The organism is Synechococcus sp. PCC 7502, assembly GCF_000317085.1.
GTDB lineage: Bacteria > Cyanobacteriota > Cyanobacteriia > Pseudanabaenales > Pseudanabaenaceae > PCC-7502.
Genome location: NC_019702.1, coordinates 401,314 through 425,573, shown reverse-complemented (window position 1 = coordinate 425,573; position 24,260 = coordinate 401,314). Strand labels below are relative to the sequence as shown.

The 24,260-nt window shown below is 40.4% G+C and carries 26 protein-coding genes; 14 read left to right on the top strand and 12 right to left on the bottom strand.

The genetic code is table 11. The features are described 5' to 3' along the window. Positions 1 to 5: 5 nt before the first annotated feature. Positions 6 to 1,376, bottom strand: a complete 1,371-nt coding sequence (locus SYN7502_RS20830; RefSeq protein WP_246828955.1) for a glycoside hydrolase family 10-like protein — start codon at positions 1,374 to 1,376, stop codon at positions 6 to 8. Between the two features lie 203 nt (positions 1,377 to 1,579). Between SYN7502_RS20830 and SYN7502_RS02040 the strand changes: the two genes are divergently transcribed. Further along, a complete protein-coding gene (locus SYN7502_RS02040; RefSeq protein ID WP_041429175.1) occupies positions 1,580 to 2,530 on the top strand; it encodes a patatin-like phospholipase family protein in 951 nt (316 codons plus the stop codon). Positions 2,531 to 2,543: 13 nt separating this feature from the next. On the opposite strand, the gene ychF is transcribed toward SYN7502_RS02040, so the two are convergent. Beyond that, positions 2,544 to 3,638, bottom strand: a complete 1,095-nt coding sequence (gene ychF / locus SYN7502_RS02035; RefSeq protein WP_015167236.1) for a redox-regulated ATPase YchF — start codon at positions 3,636 to 3,638, stop codon at positions 2,544 to 2,546. A 211-nt stretch (positions 3,639 to 3,849) separates the two neighbouring features. On the opposite strand from ychF, the gene SYN7502_RS02030 reads away from it, so the two are divergent. After that, complete coding sequence (locus SYN7502_RS02030; RefSeq protein ID WP_015167235.1) at positions 3,850 to 4,269, top strand: ATP-binding protein; 420 nt, start codon at positions 3,850 to 3,852, stop codon at positions 4,267 to 4,269. Between the two features lie 148 nt (positions 4,270 to 4,417). Here the strand turns inward: SYN7502_RS02030 and SYN7502_RS02025 are convergent, their stop codons facing one another. The 6 genes from SYN7502_RS02025 to aat all read right to left on the bottom strand — a co-directional run bounded on the left by SYN7502_RS02025 (position 4,418) and on the right by aat (position 9,398). Continuing rightward, entirely contained in the window at positions 4,418 to 4,780 is a 363-nt protein-coding gene (locus tag SYN7502_RS02025; RefSeq protein ID WP_041429174.1) for a DUF1818 family protein, read from the bottom strand. A gap of 18 nt (positions 4,781 to 4,798) precedes the next feature. Beyond that, on the bottom strand, positions 4,799 to 5,026 hold the full coding sequence (locus tag SYN7502_RS02020; RefSeq protein WP_015167233.1) for a DNA-directed RNA polymerase subunit omega: 228 nt from the start codon (positions 5,024 to 5,026) through the stop codon (positions 4,799 to 4,801). A 95-nt stretch (positions 5,027 to 5,121) separates the two neighbouring features. Further along, a complete protein-coding gene (gene glyS, locus SYN7502_RS02015; RefSeq protein WP_015167232.1) occupies positions 5,122 to 7,230 on the bottom strand; it encodes a glycine--tRNA ligase subunit beta in 2,109 nt (702 codons plus the stop codon). Between the two features lie 116 nt (positions 7,231 to 7,346). Then, positions 7,347 to 7,550, bottom strand: coding sequence for a hypothetical protein (locus SYN7502_RS02010; protein ID WP_015167231.1), 204 nt, complete (start codon positions 7,548 to 7,550; stop codon positions 7,347 to 7,349). A 35-nt stretch (positions 7,551 to 7,585) separates the two neighbouring features. After that, on the bottom strand, positions 7,586 to 8,656 hold the full coding sequence (gene hrcA, locus SYN7502_RS02005) for a heat-inducible transcriptional repressor HrcA (RefSeq protein WP_015167230.1): 1,071 nt from the start codon (positions 8,654 to 8,656) through the stop codon (positions 7,586 to 7,588). A gap of 163 nt (positions 8,657 to 8,819) precedes the next feature. Beyond that, complete coding sequence (gene aat, locus SYN7502_RS02000; protein ID WP_371257838.1) at positions 8,820 to 9,398, bottom strand: leucyl/phenylalanyl-tRNA--protein transferase; 579 nt, start codon at positions 9,396 to 9,398, stop codon at positions 8,820 to 8,822. Positions 9,399 to 9,640: 242 nt separating this feature from the next. On the opposite strand from aat, the gene SYN7502_RS01995 reads away from it, so the two are divergent. From SYN7502_RS01995 to SYN7502_RS01990, 3 genes are read left to right on the top strand one after another with little or no spacing between them, the layout of a single operon-like run. Beyond that, complete coding sequence (locus tag SYN7502_RS01995; protein ID WP_015168729.1) at positions 9,641 to 9,952, top strand: transposase; 312 nt, start codon at positions 9,641 to 9,643, stop codon at positions 9,950 to 9,952. Next, positions 9,906 to 10,106: a hypothetical protein gene (locus tag SYN7502_RS20825; RefSeq protein WP_246828954.1), complete on the top strand. Its 201-nt coding sequence runs from the start codon at positions 9,906 to 9,908 to the stop codon at positions 10,104 to 10,106. Before SYN7502_RS01995 ends, SYN7502_RS20825 begins: the two co-directional genes overlap by 47 nt. 16 nt (positions 10,107 to 10,122) lie before the next feature. Beyond that, positions 10,123 to 10,491, top strand: coding sequence for a transposase (locus SYN7502_RS01990; RefSeq protein ID WP_246828953.1), 369 nt, complete (start codon positions 10,123 to 10,125; stop codon positions 10,489 to 10,491). A 124-nt stretch (positions 10,492 to 10,615) separates the two neighbouring features. Here the strand turns inward: SYN7502_RS01990 and SYN7502_RS01985 are convergent, their stop codons facing one another. After that, positions 10,616 to 10,954, bottom strand: a complete 339-nt coding sequence (locus SYN7502_RS01985; RefSeq protein ID WP_015167228.1) for a hypothetical protein — start codon at positions 10,952 to 10,954, stop codon at positions 10,616 to 10,618. A gap of 138 nt (positions 10,955 to 11,092) precedes the next feature. Between SYN7502_RS01985 and psbO the strand changes: the two genes are divergently transcribed. The 3 genes from psbO (at position 11,093) to SYN7502_RS01970 (ending at position 12,946) form a co-directional block, all read left to right on the top strand. Continuing rightward, entirely contained in the window at positions 11,093 to 11,944 is an 852-nt protein-coding gene (gene psbO / locus SYN7502_RS01980) for a photosystem II manganese-stabilizing polypeptide (RefSeq protein WP_015167227.1), read from the top strand. 179 nt (positions 11,945 to 12,123) lie between these two features. Then, the gene (gene queF, locus SYN7502_RS01975; protein ID WP_015167226.1) at positions 12,124 to 12,528 is read left to right on the top strand and encodes a preQ(1) synthase; all 405 of its coding nucleotides are present in this window, start codon (positions 12,124 to 12,126) and stop codon (positions 12,526 to 12,528) included. Further along, entirely contained in the window at positions 12,500 to 12,946 is a 447-nt protein-coding gene (locus SYN7502_RS01970; protein ID WP_015167225.1) for a thiol-disulfide oxidoreductase DCC family protein, read from the top strand. The genes queF and SYN7502_RS01970 overlap by 29 nt, the downstream gene beginning before the upstream one ends. 138 nt (positions 12,947 to 13,084) lie before the next feature. On the opposite strand, the gene SYN7502_RS01965 is transcribed toward SYN7502_RS01970, so the two are convergent. Beyond that, complete coding sequence (locus SYN7502_RS01965; protein ID WP_015167224.1) at positions 13,085 to 16,348, bottom strand: glycoside hydrolase family 15 protein; 3,264 nt, start codon at positions 16,346 to 16,348, stop codon at positions 13,085 to 13,087. A 205-nt stretch (positions 16,349 to 16,553) separates the two neighbouring features. Here SYN7502_RS01965 and SYN7502_RS01960 point away from each other — a divergent pair, with 205 nt between their 5' ends. Both SYN7502_RS01960 and SYN7502_RS01955 read left to right on the top strand, forming a co-directional pair. After that, positions 16,554 to 17,543: a CsgG/HfaB family protein gene (locus SYN7502_RS01960; RefSeq protein ID WP_015167223.1), complete on the top strand. Its 990-nt coding sequence runs from the start codon at positions 16,554 to 16,556 to the stop codon at positions 17,541 to 17,543. 432 nt (positions 17,544 to 17,975) lie between these two features. Beyond that, positions 17,976 to 18,818, top strand: coding sequence for a YwqG family protein (locus tag SYN7502_RS01955; RefSeq protein ID WP_015167222.1), 843 nt, complete (start codon positions 17,976 to 17,978; stop codon positions 18,816 to 18,818). Positions 18,819 to 18,884: 66 nt separating this feature from the next. On the opposite strand, the gene mutL is transcribed toward SYN7502_RS01955, so the two are convergent. Next, positions 18,885 to 20,492, bottom strand: a complete 1,608-nt coding sequence (mutL, locus tag SYN7502_RS01950; protein ID WP_015167221.1) for a DNA mismatch repair endonuclease MutL — start codon at positions 20,490 to 20,492, stop codon at positions 18,885 to 18,887. Between the two features lie 63 nt (positions 20,493 to 20,555). On the opposite strand from mutL, the gene SYN7502_RS01945 reads away from it, so the two are divergent. From SYN7502_RS01945 to nadA, 4 genes are all read left to right on the top strand, one after another. Beyond that, complete coding sequence (locus tag SYN7502_RS01945; protein ID WP_015167220.1) at positions 20,556 to 20,864, top strand: carbon dioxide-concentrating mechanism protein CcmK; 309 nt, start codon at positions 20,556 to 20,558, stop codon at positions 20,862 to 20,864. 228 nt (positions 20,865 to 21,092) lie between these two features. Further along, complete coding sequence (locus tag SYN7502_RS01940; RefSeq protein ID WP_015167219.1) at positions 21,093 to 21,446, top strand: carbon dioxide-concentrating mechanism protein CcmK; 354 nt, start codon at positions 21,093 to 21,095, stop codon at positions 21,444 to 21,446. A 41-nt stretch (positions 21,447 to 21,487) separates the two neighbouring features. Further along, positions 21,488 to 22,069 carry an alpha/beta hydrolase gene (locus SYN7502_RS01935; RefSeq protein ID WP_015167218.1) on the top strand — a complete coding sequence of 194 codons (582 nt, stop codon included), beginning with the start codon at positions 21,488 to 21,490 and terminating at the stop codon, positions 22,067 to 22,069. Positions 22,070 to 22,414: 345 nt separating this feature from the next. Beyond that, positions 22,415 to 23,377 carry a quinolinate synthase NadA gene (gene nadA / locus SYN7502_RS01930; RefSeq protein ID WP_015167217.1) on the top strand — a complete coding sequence of 321 codons (963 nt, stop codon included), beginning with the start codon at positions 22,415 to 22,417 and terminating at the stop codon, positions 23,375 to 23,377. Between the two features lie 17 nt (positions 23,378 to 23,394). Here nadA and thyX read toward each other — a convergent pair whose 3' ends face one another. Continuing rightward, positions 23,395 to 24,099: an FAD-dependent thymidylate synthase gene (gene thyX, locus SYN7502_RS01925; protein WP_015167216.1), complete on the bottom strand. Its 705-nt coding sequence runs from the start codon at positions 24,097 to 24,099 to the stop codon at positions 23,395 to 23,397. Between the last annotated feature and the right edge of the window lie 161 nt (positions 24,100 to 24,260).

The following is a 24,260-nucleotide window of genomic DNA, read 5'->3' as shown; positions in this document are numbered from 1 at the left end:
AAGAGTTAGTTAATTAGCGGACCAAAATCATTATTCCGAATCGGACTGCTAAGAAAGCTTCTAAATTGGGTTTGGCGTTCGGCAATCGGCTCTGGACCATAATTCCATAGACTACTAAAGTAAAAAAAGGATAAACCTAAATTCCGTTCTTTCACAGCTTGGACTTGCAATTGAATCTGACGAATTGGGGCGGGATTAGTTCTTAAGCCAGATAGTACGGCAATACCTGTTAGAGTTTTTTGTCTTGTTGTTTCGATCTCAGGTCGATTGATTAAATTCAGAAAACCTTGTAAATCGGGACGATAAGCTTGCACAATTAATTCATCCACTATATCTTGTCTTACCCATGCTACCCAGTCTTGAAGCTGTTCTTTATAGGCAAAGTCAAAGTAATTGGGTGAAACGGAAAATATTGCCTTGGGGTTTTTCTGTTTAACAACTTTATTCAGCCTCACCATAAATTCAGTAATCTTATTAGCTCTCCACTTTACCCAATTTGGATCATCAGCATTAATTGATGGTTCAGTGGGAATGATTAGGCAATTTTGAGGACTCGGTTGGGGTATAGGTTTAGAATCTTTGGCTTGTGATACTACTTTGGGTAATAGCTTGGGTTTTGATGCTATCCTACGCCGACTTAGTGCACAGGCTTGATTTTTAAGTAACGCCTCTTTTCTGTATAAATTTATGGTGTAGTCATCATAGCCAAATTCCTTGGGCAGACTCATGTGGTCATCAAATTGAATTCCATCCACATCGTAGTTAGAGACAACTTCCAACACTAAATTAGTAATAAATTCTTGCACTTCTGGGTGAAAAGGATTAAGCCATACCACTTCTCCATCTTCATTGATAGAATTAAGACCGCGATCGCGCTTTACCGTGAGCCAGTTTTTACGATTTACCGCTAATTCAGATGTGGTGGGAGCCATAAACCCAAACTCAAACCACGGAATTACTAGTAAACCCTGACTATGTGCCTGAGCAATAACGTCTGCCAGAATATCTTGCCCCTGAGTACCTTTGAATAAAAAATTTTGAATTCCGATTTTTTGGGCAGTAGCACTTGGATACATGGCATACCCAGAATTCCACACTACGGGATATATGGTGTTAAAGTTTAGTCTCTTTAATTGAGTTAGGGAATCGTTGAGTTTGCGGCGATCGCGCATAATATTTAGGTCATTATTAGTCATCCATACCCCACGAATCTCTGAACGAGTGGGTTGGGCGGCAGCAAAGGGAATATTTTGAAGATTAGGTGAAATTAATACTAGGTTACTAATTACATAGAGAGTAAAGCTAAAAATTAGTAAGAGAACAAATTTTTTTAATTTTCTAGTTTTGATTTTTACTTTTTTATAATTCCCCATCATGGCTCAAAATTTTAAAGGTCGCTGCATCTACCAGTCTAGTTGCTTGAGTTCCATGAGTTGTGAATTACCCCTAGCAATTACAGTGAGAAATCTTCATTGTAAAGTGCTTAATCCTTATCCAATCAACACTTGAATAACAATGTATGCTAGGGAAACTTACTTAGGAAATTTATAAAAAATTTATTATAAAAATTTAAATGAGTATGACTAAAACATTGGGATTAGCTCTAGGTAGTGGTGGAGCCAGAGGTTGGGCGCATATTGGTGTAATTAAGGCTCTAAAAAAAGCACAGATTCCGATTAATTATATTGCTGGCTCAAGTATTGGGGCATTTGTGGGTGGAGTACATGCCGCAGGCGAAATTAAAGCATTGGAGGTGTTTGTCCGAGAGTTGAGTTGGAAGATGATGCTTTCCTATTTTGACTTGGTATTTCCCCATCAAGGGCTTCTGGACGGTAATAAAATCTATAACCTACTAACCGACCAAATCAAAAATCTTAAAATTGAAGAAGCAGAGATTCCATTTTGCTGTATCGCCACGGATTTAGTTTCAGGGCAGGAGATGCGTTTACAATCAGGCTTGATGGCAGACGCAATTCGAGCCAGTATTTCCATGCCGGGAGTATTTACACCATTTAAGAAAAATGATCTTTATCTGGGTGATGGGGGCATTGTTAACCCTGTCCCTGTCAATGTGGTACGAGAAATGGGGGCAGATGTGGTTTTAGCTGTAAACCTAAATCATAATTACATAGCCGCAGTTCTAGAAAACCCAAATTTAGAGGACAACAACGAAGGAAACAGCTTAGAGAAAGATGAGGAAATGGAGAAAGAGGTTGAACAAGACTTTGTTAAAGCAATCCGAGCGCACTACAATATTTTGACTGAAAACTTGAAAGGGAAGCTAGAACAGTGGCTACCTAACAATGAATCCCCAATTAATATTTTTGATATTATCGGTACTACTATTAACATTATGGAGCAGAAAGTAACAAAGCTGAATCTAGAGATTGATCCGCCTGAATTGCTGATAGAACCAGATTTATGTAAATATGGCATCTTTGATTTTCATCAAGCGGATTTGATTATTGCTGAAGGTTATCAACGGACTCGGCAAGCTATTCCTAAACTGCGGCAACTTTTAGCGGAATAGGCAAGATTTGCACCTAGGCACTGGTTAGAAATAGCATTACATCACCTTCTTGAACAATATATTCTTTCCCTTCACTACGGACTAAGCCCTTTTCTTTAGCAGCTTTCATGGAGCCATTTGCCACTAGGTCTGGAAAAGCTACGGTCTCGGCACGAATAAATGCCTTTTCAAAATCAGAGTGAATTACCCCTGCGGCTTGGGGAGCAGTCATGCCAGCATTAATTGTCCATGCCCTTGCTTCTTTGGGTCCAACGGTGAAATAGGTACGCAATCCCAACAGGTGATAGGTGGCTCTAATTAAGCTTTTTAGTCCACCTTCGGTTACACCAAGAGATTCTAAGAAATCCTTACGATCTGCTTCGGGCAAATCTACTAACTCTGATTCAACTTGGGCAGAAATAATAATGACTTCAGCATTTTCTGTCTTGGCGATCGCCCGCACTTCTTCAACATATTTATTACCTGTAGCCAATTCTGATTCCGAGACATTAGCAGCATAGATCGTAGGTTTTAGGGTTAATAACTGTAAAACTGCAATTGCTTCTTTTTCCTCTGCATTTAAATTAGCACGGCGGGCAGGCTTACCCTCGTTTAAGAATTCTGCCACTTTTTCTAGGGTTGCTAATTCAAATTTAGCATCACTATCTCCGCTTCTAGCTCCTTTACGGGTGCGATCAATGCGGCGTTCAATTTGGGCAAGATCAGATAAAGCCAATTCAAGGTTAATAATTTCAATGTCACGGGCGGGATCGGTAGAGCCTTCCACATGGTGAATATCCTCGCTATCAAAACATCTCACCACATGGGCGATCGCATCACAGGTACGAATATTAGCCAAGAACTGATTACCCAAGCCTTCACCTTTACTGGCACCCTTGACCAATCCAGCAATATCTACAAACTCAACACGGGTGGGAATAATTTGGGCAGAACCCCCAATTTTTGCCAGAGTATCCAATCTTTCATCAGGAACTGTGACTGTACCTACGTTGGGTTCTATGGTACAAAAAGGAAAATTAGCAGCTTCTGCTTTGGCATTAGCAACTAGGGCATTAAATAATGTAGATTTGCCTACGTTGGGTAGCCCTACAATTCCAGCTTTTAGCATTCGTCAATTTTTTGTAATTACGGTCTAATTTTACTCTCAAACTTTGCTATATTTTTGACAAATAGCTGGTCAAATAACTAGACTCTTAAAATTTAAGATTGAAATTTAAGATTGTAAAAAAGTGATTCTCACTATGGGAAATGGTATAAAAAGCTGGAGCATGAAACTCATTTTAGATCACTGCAACTAAGTTACTGGAATTAAAACAATCGTGAAAACCCTGACTTTACCTGCTCATCTTAGCTCTCTCAAGAGCATTGGTCAGTACATTATGGCTGTTTGTCAAGAAGCAGGAATTTCTTCTAAAAGGGCATATAAACTCAGATTGTCCGTAGATGAGTTAGTCACAAATATAATTGTTCATGGCTGTGGAAATTCTGGGACTGAATCCATACTTGAAATCCATGCTGAAATTGAGCCAGAAAACCTAAAAATCACAATTGCTGATACTGGTTTGCCTTATGATCCAAGGGAAAGAGTGTTCGATGAATCAATTTTAAGTCAGCCCATTGAGGAAAGACCTATGGGGGGATTAGGCGTTTTTTTAAGCTTACAAAGTGTAGATGAATTTTCATATCAAACTACTGAACACAAAAATATAAGCTCTTTATGGTTAAGGAGAGAGCAATAATTAGGGAAAGTTAGGCATGGGTAAATCAGAGAGCATAAAATCGATTAGGTGTTGCCAATAATCAAAATTCTCCACCCGAGTAATTCAGTGAAAAATAAACTGATACCCCGTTTCACCCCATTTTTAGTGACTTTAAGTCTGTTTTTAATTACGGGTAAATTTGCACTAATGTCCTTAAAATTTCTGCGATCGCCCTTGATGTCCAAATCCCTTCGCCTCTGCGCCCGTTTAATAGTTGGAGATGAATCGTAAAGCTATCCGCAAAACCAGAGGCTTCTATCGAGATATTTGTGGTTTGGGCAGAGCAAGTTAGTTTTTCTTCGTCGGCAAGTTCTGCTTGCATTGCTGCCATAGTCTCAATTAGTTGCAAGCTAAGGCGATAAAAATCCGTAAGCTCTTGTTCGGTAAGCTCGATCGCCCAATTTTCCGCACCCACTAAGCCTACGAAAACTTCGGCATCGGGAGAGTAACCCAGTCGCCAACCCTCCCCGCTCATTAAGTATTTATTCACTCACCTATTAACTAGCATCTAATCACTGAGAATTTCTGGTTGAGTTAACTCGTCAGACATTTCCACGATCGCTCGCATAATTGGCTTGAGAAAATGATCATCATAATCATCAGCTTCTTCATAACGGCGGAGTTTAGCCCGATTTGCCACCTGAACAGTAATCCGATAACGATTAGGGGCAGCAGCAACCAGTTCTTCAGCACGACGAAGCCCTTCGGCTGGGTCTAGGGTATAGCGTTTAGGCATAAGCAGAATTAACTAGATTTATTACTTTATTTCAGGGAGTACTCAGTTTAACTTATATTTAACGGATAAATAAAGCATGAGTTGTTTGTCATTAATTAACTAGGATTAATTGCACTAAAATCTGCCAAAATTCGACTGTAATTCCGAATAACTGCCAGCATATTTAAGCGATCGCTGCGTACTTGTAAATCCTCATCCATAACCATGACATCTTCAAAAAATTGGCTCAGGATCGGTGTAATCTCAATTAAAGCTCTTAACAGTTGACTGTAGTTTGGATGCTCTGGATTATGTGGTGGTAGAGATGCGATCGCCCTATACAGAGAAATTTCCGCAGGCTGAGTTAAACGACCAAGATCAACAACTTGGCTAATATCAGTAACTTCACTGGCTAGATTACCCTGTTCTGCCAGACGGCTGGCACGGTTTACGACTCCATAGACTTGACCTAGGCTGCCATCTTGACGGGCTGCTTGTAAAAATAAGGCGCGATCGCGAATTAAGACTATATTCTCTAAAGCGGAAGCAGAATCATGACTACCAATAACTGCATTTACTAAATCATAGTCAACTCCGATTTCCTTAAGTAAAGTCTCGGTACGTTGGAGAAACCACTTGCATAAATTTTTATGAATATTCTGATCTGGTAAAGTTATCCGATCTTGATAAATCTGAATTACAGATGTGATTAAATTTACCAAATTAAGTTCATACTTACTATCCCAAGCAATTTGAATAATAGCAGCAGCAGATCGTCTGAGGGCAAAGGGATCGGAAGAACCAGTGGGTATTAATCCCAATCCAAAAATTCCCACTAACGTATCAAGGCGATCGCTAATTGCTACAATTTTACCCGTCAAGGTTTGCGGTAATTGATCCCCCGAGCCTCTTGGTAAGTAATGTTCTAAAATGCCTGTGGCAACAATTTCATCTTCACCACTGGATCGAGCATAGTAGCTACCCATAATCCCTTGAAGTTCCGGAAATTCCTTAACCATGCTCGCAACTAAATCAGCTTTACAGAGATGGGCTGTACGTTTAATTTGGTCAGTTTCTGTTGTAGTTAGCTCGAGATTCGGGATCACTTCAGTAACTGCCGCAGCAATTTGGATAATCCGTTCCACCTTTGCAGACACCGATCCTAACTGCTCTTGGAATGTCACTTTTTCTAATAGGGGTAAAAAGCTTTCTAGGGATACAGAGCGATCGCTATCATAGAAAAATTTACCATCGGATAGCCTTGCCCGAATTACTCTGCCATTACCTGCGGCGATTAATCGAGACTTATCTGGATCACCATTGGAAATCGTAATGAATTTGGGTAAAAGCTGATTATTTTGATCATACAAAGGAAAATAGCGTTGATGACTCACCATCTCGGTTTTAATTACCACAGGTGGCAGTGCCAAAAAATCTTGATCAAAATCGCCCACAACGGCGGTGGGATACTCCACTAATTGCGTTACTTCTTCAAGGAGTGCTTCGGGAATCTCTGCCTCTGCCCGCATTAACTCCGATACCCCTTTAATCTGGCTACAAATTCTCTGCTTGCGTTCAACTCCATCTACAACCACAAAAGCTTCCTTGAGGGTAGCCACATAGTCTCTAGCTGTATCGATAATTACAGGGCGGGGATGCATAACTCGATGTCCCCAACTACGGCGATCGCTTTTGACATTTTCTAGGCTCAGACTAATAATTCGTTGATCTAATAGGGCAACTAACCAGCGAATCGGACGGGGAAATTTTAACTCACCTGTACCCCAGCGCATCAGTCTTTTTCCTTCTAAACCTGTGATCCATGTGGGAGCTATCTCTGTCAATACTTCATCGGTTTCTCTACCGCGTACTTCTTGGTAAGCAAATACAAAGCTACCTTTTTCTGTTTCTTTAACTACTAAGTCAGCAATTTCTATACCCTTAGAACGGGTAAAACCCAATAATGCTTTAGTCGGCTCACCATTTTGATAAGCGGCTCCAAGGGCAGGACCTTTAATTTCTAGGGTTTGATCGGGCTGATGTCTAGGTAAACCTTCAATGACCACAGCTAAACGGCGGGGAGTACCATAGCAGCTAATTTTAGTGGCGGTTAGATAATTTGTCGTAAGGCTCAGAGGAATCTTCTGCTGCCATTGCTTCAGGGCATCGGTGATAAAACTTGCTGGTAACTCTTCTGTACCTACTTCTAATAAAAACGTTGCCATTTTTTGCTGCTAGACTAAATTAACCTTCAAGTTTATATTAATCCACAGCCTATAACGTTAAAACTTAGAGCTTTTAGAACTCTGCATCACAATAAATCTTTTTTGATTTTGGAGCCTTAATTTTTGGGATCGGCTTGTTTTAAGGCATCTTGTCTGGCTTTTTCGGTAGCATCTAGTGCCTTATTAACTTCAGTTCTTACCTCTGCGGGTTTATCTAAAAGATTTTGATTTACTGCATCTGGCTTAGTTTGCTTATTAAGTGACGATGTGACTAGATATAAAACTATGCCCACAGTTACAATCAATCCTAATAGTCGCATTTTTTTACCTCAGATTTATGCTCAGCTTATATTAGTTATAGCCTTTGATTCATTGCTTCAGACAAATTATGTGCTATTACTTGCACCGAAGCGATCGCCCGTTCGTAATCCATCCGAGTTGGACCTAAAACCCCCACACTACCCACAGGCACATCATCATAGCTATAGGTACTTGAAATTAGGGTGCAGTTTTGAATTGGCTCTAGGGAAATTTCATTCCCAATTCTAATAGTTAAGGCGTTAGCAGGGTTATTAGAAGCATTATTAAAAATTAGAGGAAATAAAGATGCTTGATCCACTTCTAACAGTTGAATAATTGCTTGTACTTGGTTCAATTGACTAAATTCTGGTTGGCGTAATAGTTCAGTTAGTCCACTAATGAATATTTGATTAATTTCGGGTGGATTGCAAATGGCAGCAAGTTCTTTTAGAGAAGTGGTTAAGACCTGAGCATACTGCTGAAATTCTTGATCTAGTTCCTGCCATCGCAGCTTAGTTAAATCTGTAATTAACTGATCTCGCAGATGGGTATTAAGAAAATTAGTTAAAATTTGGATTTCCGACTCTAGGCTACTTACCTCCATATCTGGGGGTAGTTTCACCGTTACCGATGTGGTGTTATAGGTATCAGTGACTAAAATTAGGATTAAAGTTTGATGGTCGACCATTAACAATTGCACATGGCGAATGCGGGCAGTTTGCAGATTAGGACTAGTAATCATGGCAATGCAACCACTAAAGGTAGCTAAGATTTGGGCGGTGCTGCGGAGAAGATGTTCTAAATTTTGGTAGGCGATCGCATCAAATTTTTGTTCTAGTTTTTGCTCCAAGATTGGAATCGTATGTGCGGCTTTATCTAAGTGAATTAAATGATCGACATATACTCGATAGCCTGAGTCCGATGGCACTCTCCCTGCAGAAGTATGGGGCTGATATAGTAATCCCGACTTTTCCAGTACGCCCATAATATTGCGAATGGTGGCTGGACTAATATTAAATTTGTAACCTTCAGCTATCACCTTTGACCCAACAGGTTCCGCCGTGGCAATGTAGTGATTTACAGTTGCCCACAACACCTTTTGCTGTCTGGGGTTAAGGTTGGTCATAGTTGATTTTCAATTTGAAGAACTATTTAAATAATTTTATAACTCAGCCCTTTTAACTCTTTTTATAAAGTGATTTGATTGAACTCCAGAACTTATAAATATTTAGTCCAAATTTTTAATACTTTTAACACTTTAATACCTAAATTTCAAACTTAATTGAAGCCTAAATAAAAGAGCATGATTTTTCTAGGGCAGTTTTTAAGAGCTTTTTGTAGTCTCGATCGCTAATTTCCAAGGCACCAAATCTTGCTAAGTGTGGATTCATCATCTGGGCATCAAATAGAACAAAACCCCGCGGTCGCAAATGTTCGACTAACTTTACCATTGCCACTTTGGAGCTATCTGGCACTCGATAAAACATAGACTCCCCAATAAATGCGCCATTAATGCTGATCCCTAAAATGCCCCCTGCCAACTTACCTTCATACCAGGTTTCAAAACTATACGCCCATCCTGCTTGATTAAGAGCCGCATAAATTTGCCTGAGTTCATTAGAAATCCAAGTTGTATCCCGATCTGCACATCCTGCCACAACTTCATTAAAAGCTTTGTTAATTTTGACCTCAAACCGATTTTGATTCAGGCTTCTTTGGAGCGATCGGGGATAGGTAAATCTTTGATCTAGGGGAATTAAAGTGCGCTTACTACTGTAATACCATTCCACGGGTTGGTTATCTCCCTCAGACATCAAAAAATGCCCTTGAGCATAGCCTTGAATGATGCTTTGAATATCCATAGGTATCACTAAATTACAAGCCACATTCTTAAGATTTCATACAGCGTATTCAGTAATATACTGCCCCCAAAATTAATATCTCCTAAATTAACTATTCATAAAAATAAATAAAAAAAAGATGCTTGGGTTGCCAAACATCGCTGTGAACGATAAAAAGTAAATTAGTTACTAAAGGGTTATTGAACCTTCAAGACCTTTATAGAGCCTGTTTCATATTTATTATGAGCAAGATTTATGATGCTTAGAAAATGCTAAATCCATACTCAAGTAGCCTAACAGATAAAGAATGGGAAATTATAGAACCATTGCTCCCAAAGAAAAAGCAAACTAGACCGCCAACTTGGACAAAAAGACAAATTTTAGACGGCATACTCTACCAACTCAAAAACGGTTGTAATTGGCGAGATATGCCCCGAGACTTACCACCATTCTCTACAGTGTATCGATACTACAAGGAGTGGAAAGATACAGGTACATTTACTGCGATTATGGAAGCTTTACATGCAACAGCCCGTGAACAGTCAAAAAAAATCAAAATGGACAACTTTAATCATCATTGACTCACAAGCAGTGAAAAATACTTGTAATGCAAGTATAGAATCCAAGGGCTTCTGCTCCTACAAAGCAACTAACGGGATCAAAAGACATTTAGCCGTTGACACTCTGGGGATTTCCTTTCTTTACCTATTTAACAAGAGCAAATGTATCAGATGACCAAGGACTGATTGAGATGTTAACGTTTAACATTGATTACTTCAAATCGAAGCCAGATGACATTACGCTAACTACGATATTGCTGGATAGTGGTTATCATATCGAAAAATTGACGACTGATTTACAGAAGGTTTATCCTGAGATTATGACTAAGATTAGGTTTGAAATTTCTCCTAAGGTATCAAAGCAACAGAAGGCAGAAAAAGGTCTGTCTGGGTTTGTAGTTGTGCTGACAAGGTGGGTAATTGAAAGGTCAAATGCTTGGGTTGAAAGATGCAAAATCTTAGTTAAGAACTTTGAGAGAACTCTCGTTAATGCTACAGCTAAACTCAATCTTTGCTTTATTCGCTTGATGCTAAAAACAATTGCTACTCATGAGATATGAAACAGGCTCTATATAAGCTGGTCTCGATTTATTGATTTTTATTGTGCCTGAAAAGGTACGCAACTGGGGATCGCTTAATGATTTTTTTATATTCGCAATAAATTTCTTTATTGTTAGGGGATCATCATCTACTAAGATCATTATCTGCATTGTGGATCACCTGATCAGATAACAAAAATTCAAGGCGATCAAATACCTGGGCAAGGTTACGCCGATAGATGTGGGGCCAACCTCCATTAGATTCTAGGTCTCTTAGAAAATCAAATAGGGCATGACGACTTGTGGGTAAGGCGGGCTGAAATATATCGTTACAAATCTCTAGGTGTAGTTGCTCCAAAATTCTCAGAATCCGTAGAAGTTCTAAGGGATCATGCTGAGACTGTAAAGCTAACAATTTTATTTGTGTAGATAATGCTTCTATATTGTCTAAACTTAAAGAAACACTTTGATCAATTTGCTCCAAAAGAAATACCCTCCTGCAAGTTAATATGATGATTGGAATTTTACTATCACTATTGATTGAGGATACTAAGCTTAGTCTATAGCAAGATTCTCTGGTGTTTCAAATAAATTAGTTAAATCATGAGTTAAAAGGTTAATTATGGGCTATCGCACTTTAAATCGTACTTTAATCAAATCAACTATTAAATCTATTTTAGCTGTCTGTGTCAGCTTGGTTTTTACATTGGTACCTTTCTCTGATCGAGCAATCGCTGCTGTAGATCGAACTATGACCTACGATCAAATTAGAGGTACTGGATTAGCTAACCAATGTCCCGATGTATTGGGGTCATCCCGTGGTCGTGGTATTATCCCCATTGACACTGGGAAGACTGTCCAAATTACAGAAATGTGCCTGCAACCAACCAGTTTCTTTGTGAAAGAAGAAAGTGCCAACAAACGCAAAAAACCAGAATTTGTCGCCAGTAAATTGGTTACTCGTGCTACTTCTAGTATCGACTATGTTAAAGCATTAGTTACGGCTCTACCCGATGGCAGCCTCAAGCTAGAAGAAAAAGAAGGACTAGATTACCAACCAATTACTGTACAAATGCCCGGTGGGGAAAGAGTAGCAATTCTATTTAGCATCAAGGGCTATACTGCTACAACTCAACCCGGATTAGGCGGGATCACTACCTCTACAGACTTTGAGGGTGAAACTGATATTCCTACCTATCGTGGTGCCAACTTTATCGATCCCAAGGGTCGTGGCTTAGCAATTGGCTATGATGCGGCGGAGGCTTTACCTGCCAAGCGTGATCAGTTTGAGAAGAGTACTAAAGATGACTCTACTAGTAAGGGTAAATTGTCTTTGCAAATTTCTAAGATTGATAGTATCACTGGGGAAATTGCCGGAACCTTTGAAACTGAGCAGAACTCTGGTACCGATTTAGGTGCGATTGAACCTAAGGAAGTAATTATCCGTGGTATTTTCTACGGCAAGGTTAGCTAATTTATTCAGCTAGTTTATTCATCAAAAAGTCATAGATTTTTAATGCGAATAGTGGGGGTAGAAATTTATCTATCTCCTTTTTTTCGTCTCTCTTAAAAATCCTTTAAGGTTGGTACTTATCGCTAAAATGTAAATAAATATTAAATATCGATCTATTAATAAATCTAACAAATCTACCTATGACCTCAGCTATTGAAATCGAAATGTATGGAGAACGGGCGATCTCCTTAAATAGCCTAACTACATTTCCCAATCCCCGTCCCGACCGAGAGTATGATGTGCATATTACCTTGCCCGAATTTACCTGCAAATGCCCATTTTCTGGCTATCCTGACTTTGCCACCATTTACTTAAGTTATGTGCCTAATCAATTACTGGTTGAACTTAAAGCGATCAAGCTCTATATCAATAGCTATCGCGATCGCACTATCGCCCATGAAGCGGTAGTAAATCAAATCCTCGATGATTTTGTCAAAGCTAGTGATCCAATTCGGGTACATATTAAGGGAGACTTTAGCCCACGGGGAAATGTGCATACAGTGGTAGAAATTCGCTATGAACGCAAACCAGAACAAACAAGTTAAAAAGCAAGTAATTTATGACGGTAACTGTAATCTCTGTGTGAATTTAGTCAAAGTTCTCGAAAAAATTGATCAAGGTTTCCAGTTTGAATATGCGCCGATGCAGAATCAGGTAACTTTAGAGCAGTTAGGAATTACAGCAGTCGACTATAACATGGGCATGATTTTAATTGATCCCAATCCACCCCAAACCCAATGGCAGGGAAGTGCGGCAGCAGAAGAAATCGGGAGATTATTACCCCTAGGTAATGCTTTTGTAACAGCATATCGGTTGATCCCCGGAGTTAAATGGTTGGGTGATCGCACCTACGAACAAGTTAGGGATAATCGGTACCAGCTTTTTGGTAAGCGGGATCAGACTTATTATTCTGGTTATGCGATCGGTTGTCAAAATATAAGTAATTCGCCTAAGCCACAGTAGTTATAAGCAAACGTCAAAGTTATAAAATTGCAGACCATACGCCAAATACTGCACAAAGATGTTTTTAATTATCATCCTGATTATGAGTTGGGAATTGGGATAGGGGCAAGAGCAATAGCTGAATAACTGTGTTTAGATTTAAGAGTTAACTGTAACCATTTTAGGAGCTAGTTCCATCAGGAATCTTAGAGCCTTAGCAATGTAGGTGGCACATACACTAGGTGAGGTTTCATAAAACGATCGCCAAGCTAATCCTTTGTGCAGATCATAGTTTTGACATTCATTACAGTTTTGATCTAACCAAGCCAAGCGCACAGCGTGACCAATTAACACATCCAATACGATATAGTCATCTATTTGTAGGTCGGGATTTTGGGTGGCGATTGCTGCTAATTCAATCAATGCCTCCGTATTAACTTGACGATATTCAGGAGCTTGGATTTTATTCAATAGATGCTCAATCCGAAGGGCAAAGTTTTTCTCTCCTGCGGTCATTTCTGCCAAAATTATGTCACTATCTAGGCGATTGCGGCGATCGAGCTTATCCCCAATCACAATACCCTTACAATGCTGCATTACCTGCCAGACTTGAGGATAAAAACCTTTCGGAACACGATTAAGTCCCCCATCACGCTGGCGTTGTTGCAACCAATAGGATTGTTCAGTTTGATCTTGATCCTGATGTTGATCTTGGAGTTGATCTGTTTGGGATAAATTAATATCTGTGGGAATTACCCATTTAATCTCTTGTTGCAGATTTACTTGCAGGGATTCTTGGCGAAATAAAGTTTGGTTAAGGTTATCATAGCCCACTAGCACTTGACGCAATCGGCTTTTAACCGCAAAAGGACTCAGCCCCATCAGATGTTCGTATGCCTCGTCTTGGGTAACTTTTAATTCCTGTGCTAGCTCGCTGGTAATTAGCAGAATTAAGTAGCCAACTCGGAGGGTGAGTAAGCCATCACATAGCTCAGGTTCAGCTTTAATTAACACACTGAGATAGATAATAATTTCTTGGGTCAGCGATCGCTCTCTAATATCAGCACTACGGAATTCTTCAATTTTTGCCATTACTTCCGCCGAGGGGATGGGGTCAGTAATCAAAGATGCTTCACTATAGGATTTCCCTACGGCAATTTGTTTGCCTTGAATCAAAATACTAGTAACAGCGTCACCCAAACCAATATCAGTTTTACCCATTAAACCCGCAGCCCGCCGAATAATTGTCCATAACCGCCACTTTCCTGCCTTAGCATAGACTTCATTTAATAGATCAGCGATCGCTAAATATTCGCCATGTAATCTGGTATCAAATTCCTGTCCTCGCAGTTGGGTTAGGGTTTCCAGTAAATCTATTTGTTCATATAGGTTCCTTGATGCTTGCAAGCGTAATAATAATTGGGATACATCTCGCTCTGATTCCAATAGGAATTCTTGGGTATGGGATAAGGGATAGCTGGCATTAATATCCGTTTGCAAATATTCAGAAATGGGCGGCGTTTCTGTTAAAGCTGACTCCGAAAACTGGAAATCATGGATAAAGTCAATGCGTTCTGTGGCAGCAGTGATCAGCAGTTGATGCAGTCCACCTAACTTAATAGTTACCCCATTACAGGTGCCGTTTTGCAGTTCCTTTAGGAGTTGGAGAAATGGCGATTGGGCGATCGCTGCTTCTTTGCCTTCGGTTTCAAACATGCGATGGGTTAGCAGCAAAGTCATGGTTGGTCGCCCCCGATGGTGCCAGTGCCTTTGGATGTAGACTAATTCCCCTTTAATTTGGGAAACTAAAAAATGATAGTCAAGGGTGAGATAAAACTGTGCTTGATCTAAAAACGATGGCAAGAAAGCGATCGCCTCCCCTCGAATCCGAAACATCCTTGAAGTAGTCAGACTCCGAAGTCGCCGAATTGGTCTGCCCGTAAGTTGGAGTTTATCGTTGCGTCCAATGTGATAATAAATTTTAGATAAATCTTCCGCTTGTCGGACTTGAATTGGGGCAATTTGATTGGGCGTTTGAGTTTCAATCCCATAGGTAGCAAGTTCGGATTGTAAATTTTTATCCTCAGCTAAGAGCGCAATTTGCACCACAGGCAGGCGATAGTTAGTAATTTGTAAATGTCGTCCGAGGGGATCAATATCTCCGATCGCTAGCAGGTCTTCTCGTAATAATTTCCCCAATAGATACAAACTCTGCGCCCACACCAAGGGGAGATTAGCATTAGGGAGACGGGGTTGACTTTGGGGTTGCTGCCGTTCTGCTTCTATATTGGCACTGGGAACAAAGAATAGTTCGGGTAATAACTGATAGCCATCTTTTTCGATTAACAGAGGTTGAAGTTTTTGAAAGTATGCCTCTGCTTCGGAGCGATCGCCTCTAAATAACGCATCTAACATTAAATAGGTAAAGAACAGGGGCCACTCACATTCCAAATGCTCAAATTGCTTTAGTTCCCACGGCTCATAGTGCAAACGCTTAGCATCTTCAATGACGGTTTGGTGTCCATCCCGCAGGAATCTTTTACAGCCGTATTTGCCTTCCAGCTTGGAAATCACCTTGTTGCGGGTGCGATCCACTAAAGCTTGATCCTCCACAGCAAAGGCGGGATAGCCAATTACACTTAATAATGCCCCATCTACTTCCTTGGAACTGGATTCTCTTGGTAAAAGCGATCGCAAAGTCGTTCTAGTCCGAGCAATTTCATCTAGTAAAACGTGAATTACCGATGCTTGACTGCCCCTAACTCCAAATAAATCTAGTCCATTGATCGCCTCTAAAGCTGCCTTCGCCATCCCCACAGAACTAGCATTGAGTTCAGGTTTACCATGATTTGCCTTATTGCCCCGTTCCCAGATGCCATAGTCGGGGGTACGGTAGGCACGCCCAATGTAATAGACTAAATTTTGAATAAAGTTAACTTCATCAATGGTAAAAATAATAGCCAAGCCTGAAGCAGTCATCTGTGCCAACATCAATACATACAGAGATGTAGCATCCAGTTGTAAATGTCCCCATTGATCATCGCCAACTACAGTGGCAGCCGTGGCAGTGCTGTATTTAGCATGAAGGGCATCGAGGGGAGCTTGGGTCACTTTAAATTTTTCGACTTTTTGTGCCTGCTGCATCATGGCAAATAGTAAGCCCCGCATTAGCTTAACTACACTTTGTTCTAGCTCATAAGTGCGCCCGCGATCACTATCTAATTTCCGATATGCCAAAGCCAAGCCCCAAACTGCCAAAATACTATAAACATTGTCTCGCACCCAAGCATCGGTGTAATTACCGTGGGCATTGATAGCAGTACTGGCAGGTAATAGTCCTGTAATGGGGTTTTGCCGAGCAAGGATTACCGCCGACACCTCCTGATAGTAGCTATCTAATCTGGCTTGGAGCTTGGGAGTCATAGAAATACTGAAAACAGGCTTAGGAAATCTTGAACTGATCTTGGGTTTAAAATTATGACAGTTTATCAAAATAGTTAGTTAACCCTGAGCATTTTAGCGATCGCAATATCATCCATTATCTATATTTGAGCCAAAGTCTGTTGGATCAACTGTTAACTGAAGAATGATATGTTAGTACTTAAAATAATTTTGAGGAGCAAGTCAGGTGAAAATTGCCAATGGGTTAACCGTCTCTTTAGCAATTCTGGGACTAATTAGTGCCAATACTATAGCTTTACCCGCCGCTACCTATGCCCAAGGGGTAGAGCAACTTCAAGTTAAAACCAAAAAGCGAGTGGCAGTTTTAGACTTTGAGTTTGCCAGTACTGGACTAACTGGGGCGGGATACAGTTTATTTGGTGCAGGTGGTCCCGCCAAAGGGATCAGTGACCTCATTACTAATAGCCTTGTCAAAGATGGTACATACATCGTAATTGAGCGCAGCAGGATTCAAGAAATTCTCAAAGAGCAAAATTTGGGGGCATCGGGCAGAATAGAAGCAACCACCGCCGCACAAATTGGTCGAGCATTAGGTGCAGATATTTTAATTATTGGCTCTGTTAACCGCTTTAACCTAGAGACCAATACCTCAGGTGGAAGTTTATTTGGATTTGGCAGTGCTACTACTAAAAATGTGGCAGAGGTAAAATTAGCTGCAAGAATGGTTGGTACTACTACGGGTGAAATTATTGTTGCCGCCGATGGGGCTGGTACCGAAGAACAAAGTGATACTTCTACCGTAATCAGTGGTTTAGGAACTGCGGGTTCTGCTACCAGTAATACAGACAAGTTATTGAGTTCAGCCAGTGAAAAAGCCGTACAACAGATCGTGACTCAGTTAGCTTCTGCCTCTAGCAGAGTGTCAGCATTACCGTCAGTTTTACCTAATGTTACGGCTGTGGTGGCGGATGTCAGTGGTAATTCTTTAACATTTAATAAGGGTGGACAGGATGGTTTCAAGCCAGGCATGATTGTTTCCGTAGAACGAGTCACTAAAGAAATTAAAGACCCAGCCACAGGTAAAGTTCTGAGAAGACAAACATCTCGCATTGGTCGAGTTCAACTGACAGAAGTGGATAGTGGCTCATCTGTGGGTAAGGTCTTAAACGGTAAGGGGTTCAAGGTGGGTGATATTGCCAAGCCTGCTGAGGATTAACTCACTAAATTTTATTTACATTTGCTTAGTCAACCAAGTCCCCGAACTCAATAATAATCGGGGGTTTTTTCTAGTAAGTATCGAGATAAAAGACTACATTGATGTTTATCTTAAGCCTTTTATAAAGTTGAAATCAATAATATTCTCAATAAATGGGGTAAATCTTAAAAATCCATCATCATAATTCATTGCTTTAGAGAGAAAGTAAGTAGTTAATCCAGATGACAAAATTTTTGAACTTTAGTAAGTAAATCAATTTTAGTAAGTAAATCAATGCAGATTTCCATAGGGTGATTATGCTGAAGTTCTCCTGCTATTCACCTAAAATTGAGATACTATACAAAAAGTCCCAGTCTAATCAAACGTTAAACTTCTTAGTCTTGGTTCTCTGAGATAAGTGCCGTATGTGAAATTATTGCGAGTACTAAAAATATGGTCGATCTTGATCTCCCGACTAGTTTAGAAAGATTCAGAAGCAAGCTCGAACCAACAATTAAATCGTACATCGATATTCAAACACGATTTACTAGAGAAGCAACGCTCTGGCAAAGCAAGTTTGCAGGGTTTCCATATTTACCTAAAAACCTTGAATATCCTACAACGCCAGAAGGCGAATACCTCTATTTACTCGCACAAATCAACTTTGATGAAGTTCCACATTTAGCAGGGTTTCCGACAACAGGAATCCTCCAGTTTTACATTGCCAAAGATGGAATGTATGGTCTAGATTTTGAAAATCCTACGAGACAATCCAAATTTCGGGTTCTCTACTTTCCAGAACTAGATTTAAACGAAAATAATCTCGTTACAGATTTCGATTTTCTGCCTACGCTATGGGACTACGATAAAGACTTGATACCCTTTTATGTTTTCTCTTCGTATACCCCTCATCGAAATGATTGTTTTACTCTCAGTTTTACCCTCAAAGCTGCACCAATTTCTAGCTGTGATTATCAATTTGAGAAGTTGATTGGGAATGAAATCTGGGATGTGTTTCAGGCAAATAATCGCGCGCTTTATAATGAGTATCAAGAGAGGTTTGTAAGCGGGCATCGGCTCGGCGGTTATCCTAACTTTACTCAAGACGATTTTAGAAAGAATTTGCCAGAGAATGAGGAGCCATACGTCTTGCTGTTCCAGATTGACTTTGATCCAGGTGAACTGGAAAAGATTTCGATTGAGTGGGGTGACATTGGTGTAGGTAACTTTTGGATTAAGGCTTCTGCTCTGAAGAATTTGGATTTTTCAGGGGTTCTGTATAATTGGGACTGCTGATAGTTAGCCCAGTCAATTAAGGGCGATCTCTACATTTATCTACTTCCTTGAAGTTCAAATGCAAGCTTAGTTCCCCACGATCCAGTTACGCCGAAAGAATCGAGCTAGATCGGTAGACTCTAAAGCCAAACAAATTGGGCGACCGTGGGGGCAGGTATGGGGATTACGAGTTTGCTCCCATTTATTTACAAGGTCTTGCATGACTGGCAAATCAAGGCTGGTACCATTGCGGATGGCACTACGGCAGGCAGCTGTGGCTTTAGCTTGGGATATATCCTGCGAGCCTAATTCAATTAATACTTCTTCCCGATCGCCTGATTGATTATCTATATCTGGAAAAGACTCAATTAAAATCTTTGGCAGCGATCGCACCACCCACACCGTTCCAAATTCTTCTATATCTATGCCAATAGCTCTTAGCCTTTCTACTGCCAAATCCGATAGGTTTTTAACAATCATGGCGGATGCAAGGGGTATGATTTCCCACTGAGTTTCTAAATTTTCAAATAGTACCCGTTCATGGGCAACATGTTGTTCAATCAAACATAGACCACTTGAGCGCTCTGCCAAAATATAGGTGTTATGTACCTGTGCCAAAACCTTAAGTTGAGAGGTATGGGAAACATTAGCCTGATAGTTGGTATTACTTTCAGCCGTGCGCAGCAGTTGATTTACCGCCGCAGATACCCTTGGTTCAGGAGATTTGAGGAGTTTAGTAATTAAATTAGTAACTTGATCTTGCCAATCCTTAAGGTCATGTAAATACACCTCATTTTTAGCAGGGCTACGGTTCCAATCAATTTTGCTTGGATTAACCCATAAATGGGCAATACATACTGGATAGCGGTGGCGGGGTAGAGTGCGACTAAAAGCCGAGATAATAGTTTGTTCTAGTTCAGGAATCTGAATAAATCTGCCATTAATTGCCACTCTTACCCAGTCTGGACGGTGGCGAGAGGTGCGATTGGGTAAGCCCATCGTGATAGTTGTATCTCCTGCGCTACCATGCACTAAATCCTCGGCACGGATAGACTTCACAACCTGCGGCAAAATATCCTGAGCATTTGCTCCCGCCCAAATCGTGAACCAGTGTTTTTGATCTAGGGTAGCTTGCCATGTGATCTGGGGATGGGCGATCGCCATTTCTGAGACGAGTAATTGAAGTTTGCGTAACTGTTGAGAAATACTAGGTAAGCCATCTAAGCGAGCGGGATGATTCTGGAAAATATGACGGGCTGTCACAATGGTGCCGAGGGCGATCGCAATATTTTTAGAAGCAATAGCATTACCAAAGCTGTCATAACTTACTTGCCAACCCGCCTCTAGTTCGGAAACTCGACTACATATCTGTAAATCGGATAGCTGTGCCAGACTATGTAAAGCCTCACCCCTAAAGCCTAAGCTTTGAATTTGGCGTAAGTCAGATTTAGTATGAATTTTACTGGTAGTGTGGGCGGTGGCAGCTTGCTCTAAATCACCTGGGCTCATCCCATGCCCATTATCCCTAACTTGAATACTTAAACTTTCAGTCCAAACCGTAATGTAAATGCGTGTAGCTTGGGCATCGATCGCATTTTCCACTAACTCCCTAACCACTGCTCCCAACGAATCAATTACTTCCCCCGCCGCAATTAAATTTACTACTTCACTGGGCAGAACTTGAATTATGGTCATTAGCCTCCTAAAATTGAAAAGCTGATCGAATAGATTTAAATTGAATAATCGTGGAGACTTTCTGTGGCATTAGCAGTAGGCGTAATTGAAACAATTGGATTTCCGGGCATATTGGCGGCGGCTGATGCTATGGTCAAAAGTGGCAAAGTTACATTAGTTAGCTATGAACCTTCGGAAAATGGACAATTTACAGTCACAATTCGAGGCACCATTGCTGAAGTTAGGGCAGCCGTAGAAGCAGGGGTAGAAGCGGTAGAAAAAAATGTCCATAATGGTAAGCTGTTTGCTCATTATATTGTGCCAAATCCCGCCGATAATGTGGTTACGGTTTTACCCATCGATTACACCGCAGTTTCAGCCCCATTTCAGTAATTCCATTTAAAAAATTATCAGCAAAATCACCAATAAAATTACTAACAAAAATATTAATCATTAAAAATAGCAATACGAGACGTTACATATTCTTGGGATGATTAAATAAATTAAATAAGAGTTCTATCCTAGCTAGCTCCCCATTCCCAAATCTAGTTCAATCAAATTCATTTAATTTCATTCTATTTCAACAACATAAATTCAGAAAAAATTAGGAGATCAATTAAAATGGCACCACAACAAGCAGTAGGCGCACTGGAAACTAGAGGCTTTCCCGGGGTTTTAGCCGCCGCCGATGCTATGGTCAAAGCAGGAAGAGTGACATTAGTTGGCTATCTCAGGTGTGGTAGTGCTAGATTTTGTGTAATGATTCGCGGTGATGTCTCCGAAGTCAAAACAGCTATGGAATCTGGAGTTGCTGCGGTTGAAACTGCCCACGGTGGGGTATTAGAGGGTTGGGTCATAATTCCTCGTCCCGATGAGAATGTAGTAGCTGTATTACCCATTGACTTTTCCTCTACAGTAGAGGTATATAGAGCAGCAACTGAGGGAATTAGGCTCCCTGGTCCGTCTGGCAGATAAAACATCCCTATTCACTTCTATCAATCTCTATAATTACATCTATGCGATCGCCCTCAATTAAAACTGCACTTTCTCAAGTTCTATTTTCTATCTGTATAGGAATATTTTCTTACTTACCTAATGCTAATGCGGCTGAGCAAATATCTTTCCGAGCCTCTGGAGGGGAAAGATCGCTACCAGTAGCCGATCTGAGAAAATTGGTTAATACTGGTGAACAATCAGACCTTCTATCTGGGCTTTTGGCAACGGCTAAACTTGATCCCAACCTAGTGCGGGGCTATTTGGGGGTAACCATTGATATTAAGCAGTACGATCTAAACCTTGTGGTGGTTGATAAATTCTTAAATTCTTATCTGATTGAATTGTTATTACAGGACCTAGGACAAGCATTACGCCCGCCGGGTACTGACTCAGCCTCAGTAGAAGCGATCAAGGCTGCCATTATTGCCTCCCTTGCCGATGATAATAAAATCTCTGTAATTGAGTTTTTAGAAAAATATCCTACAGATATAATCATTGAGGTCGATCGCCTCACCCAAATTCAAGCAAGATTAGCTAAGGATTACACAAATTTGGCAGAACCACTTGCTAGACTCCTGCAACGCCTTCAGATGCGTAAGTAAGCAAAAACTCCGAAGTCGATTGGATTTAATAAATTAAGTATTTAGTTGGTTGCACCCAAAGGTTAGGTAGAAATGTTGATGGCTGCTAATACAGGTAGCTATCTTTTTTTGTTGATGCAGGAATCAAGCTTAGGAACAAATTTGCCGAAATCAAAGGCTCATAAATATTTTCTTTGTATTTTTGGTGATTTTTACTATAATTTAATATAAAATAATAATTAATCCTACTATTAAGACGGTTAAAACAAATCGATCAGGCATTCTGGCATATTTCTGAACTTAAGAAATTGATTTTGTACCGTACCTTATCCACCTAAGAAACCTTATAATTTCTCCGAGGTCGCTATGTTTGCAACTTTAACTAAACTAAAAACAACACCAAAAATTCCGCTTGATCTATTCAAGGAGATCGCTGCCCTAAAGCAAGAAATGAATGCCATAATCTTGGCGCACTATTATCAAGATGCTGATTTACAGGATGTTGCCGACTACTTAGGTGATTCCCTGGGCTTATCCCAGATGGCTGCCAAAACCGATGCCGATGTGATTGTATTTTTAGGAGTACACTTCATGGCAGAAACAGCCAAAATTTTAAATCCCCATAAACAGGTTTTAATTCCCGATATGCAGGCAGGTTGCTCCTTAGCCGATAGTTGTCCACCCAAGGAATTTGCTGCATTTAAGGCTGCCCATCCCGATCACTTAGTTGTGTCTTATATCAACTGCACTGCGGAAATTAAGGCAATGAGCGACATCATCTGTACCAGTGCTAACTCAGTCAAGATTATTAACCAAATTCCCAAGGATCAGCCTATTATCTTTGCTCCTGATCGCAATCTGGGCAGGTATGTCATGGAACAAACAGGAAGGGACTTATTACTGTGGCAGGGTAGCTGCATGGTGCATGAAATATTTTCAGAACGCAAGTTGGTGGAATTAAAGCAAATTTACCAAAATTCTCAAGTCATAGCTCACCCTGAATGTGAAACCTCTGTGCTTAGGCACGCTGACTTTATTGGCTCAACTACAGCCCTACTGAAATATGTGCAGAATCATGAATCCTCTACATTTATAGTTGTGACTGAATCTGGCATTATTCACCAAATGCAAAAAGCTGCCCCTAGCAAAATTTTAATTCCAGCCCCACCAGAGCATGACTGTGCCTGCAATCAATGTCCGCACATGCGCCTAAATACCCTAGAAAAACTATATTTGGCAATGAAAAACCGTACCCCTGAAATTACTTTAAATGAATCAACTCGCTTAGCAGCACTGCGCCCGATCCAGAGAATGTTAGAAATGAGCTAACTATTAAAATTAGGCAGTTAAAACTGGGAATTAGAAGACTGCCATGCTTTGATTGTTTCTGGAACGATTGGGGCAATTAACTGGGCGATCGCTTGGGCATAGGCACCAATTTCTGATTGAGCACCTTCCCCTGATCGCAATCCCACAAAGTGAAGAACCGATTGCAAAGATACAGTCCAAACCCAAGAAGTATAGACACTAGGTATTAACACGCCCCTTGCTTGTTCCCGTGATACTCCTAAGTTTAGAAGCTCTCGATATGTAGCATAACTAGCTTGACATTGCCGTTCATAGATAGCGATCGCCTGTTGATTTAAATCCGAAGGCAGTTTTCCTCCGCTTGCTTGTCTGTTACTCTCCGATTGTTGTCTAAATACTTGAGGAATATAAAAATCCTCCTCATCTGTAGCAGCCACATAGCGAAAACTTTTTTCATTCCAACCCAGCTGCTCATCATTATGATTAGAGGCGACAGTGTGCTTCCACCATTGTCTGCACACATAAAGGGGGGCTTTAACTTTGAATTTGAATACTACTCCTCGAAATGGGCTGGTATGATGATGCTTAATCAAATAATTAATCAGCTTGGTATCTTTATCGGTTAATTCAGTCGAAGATTTCTCAAAACTAGCTCTGGCATCATTGACCACATCTAAATCGGTACCCATCGAACTGACAAGCTCAATGCGACTTTTCCCATCTTTTAAAGGATCAAACGTCATAAATAGGTTTTCTAGGGAGATTTAATGGATAAGACTAAAAAGTCTATGAATTAGTACTAAAAACTAACAATGTTAATTATTCACTAATTTCAGGAATAAAGTTTTTTAGATCGAAAAATTATTTGGCTACATTCCATAACCTTAGTTGATAATGATCGGAT

Excerpts from the sequence above, each read along its gene's own strand:
- SYN7502_RS20830 (WP_246828955.1), bottom strand. The coding sequence starts at position 1,376 with ATGATGGGGAATTATAAAAAAGTAAAAATCAAAACTAGAAAATTAAAA.
- SYN7502_RS02040 (WP_041429175.1), top strand. The coding sequence starts at position 1,580 with ATGACTAAAACATTGGGATTAGCTCTAGGTAGTGGTGGAGCCAGAGGT.
- ychF (WP_015167236.1), bottom strand. The coding sequence starts at position 3,638 with ATGCTAAAAGCTGGAATTGTAGGGCTACCCAACGTAGGCAAATCTACA.
- SYN7502_RS02020 (WP_015167233.1), bottom strand. The coding sequence starts at position 5,026 with ATGCCTAAACGCTATACCCTAGACCCAGCCGAAGGGCTTCGTCGTGCT.
- glyS (WP_015167232.1), bottom strand. The coding sequence starts at position 7,230 with ATGGCAACGTTTTTATTAGAAGTAGGTACAGAAGAGTTACCAGCAAGT.
- SYN7502_RS02010 (WP_015167231.1), bottom strand. The coding sequence starts at position 7,550 with ATGCGACTATTAGGATTGATTGTAACTGTGGGCATAGTTTTATATCTA.
- hrcA (WP_015167230.1), bottom strand. The coding sequence starts at position 8,656 with ATGACCAACCTTAACCCCAGACAGCAAAAGGTGTTGTGGGCAACTGTA.
- SYN7502_RS01995 (WP_015168729.1), top strand. The coding sequence starts at position 9,641 with ATGCTAAATCCATACTCAAGTAGCCTAACAGATAAAGAATGGGAAATT.
- SYN7502_RS01990 (WP_246828953.1), top strand. The coding sequence starts at position 10,123 with ATGTTAACGTTTAACATTGATTACTTCAAATCGAAGCCAGATGACATT.
- psbO (WP_015167227.1), top strand. The coding sequence starts at position 11,093 with ATGGGCTATCGCACTTTAAATCGTACTTTAATCAAATCAACTATTAAA.
- queF (WP_015167226.1), top strand. The coding sequence starts at position 12,124 with ATGACCTCAGCTATTGAAATCGAAATGTATGGAGAACGGGCGATCTCC.
- SYN7502_RS01970 (WP_015167225.1), top strand. The coding sequence starts at position 12,500 with ATGAACGCAAACCAGAACAAACAAGTTAAAAAGCAAGTAATTTATGAC.
- SYN7502_RS01965 (WP_015167224.1), bottom strand. The coding sequence starts at position 16,348 with ATGACTCCCAAGCTCCAAGCCAGATTAGATAGCTACTATCAGGAGGTG.
- SYN7502_RS01955 (WP_015167222.1), top strand. The coding sequence starts at position 17,976 with ATGGTCGATCTTGATCTCCCGACTAGTTTAGAAAGATTCAGAAGCAAG.
- mutL (WP_015167221.1), bottom strand. The coding sequence starts at position 20,492 with ATGACCATAATTCAAGTTCTGCCCAGTGAAGTAGTAAATTTAATTGCG.
- SYN7502_RS01940 (WP_015167219.1), top strand. The coding sequence starts at position 21,093 with ATGGCACCACAACAAGCAGTAGGCGCACTGGAAACTAGAGGCTTTCCC.
- SYN7502_RS01935 (WP_015167218.1), top strand. The coding sequence starts at position 21,488 with ATGCGATCGCCCTCAATTAAAACTGCACTTTCTCAAGTTCTATTTTCT.
- nadA (WP_015167217.1), top strand. The coding sequence starts at position 22,415 with ATGTTTGCAACTTTAACTAAACTAAAAACAACACCAAAAATTCCGCTT.
- thyX (WP_015167216.1), bottom strand. The coding sequence starts at position 24,099 with ATGACGTTTGATCCTTTAAAAGATGGGAAAAGTCGCATTGAGCTTGTC.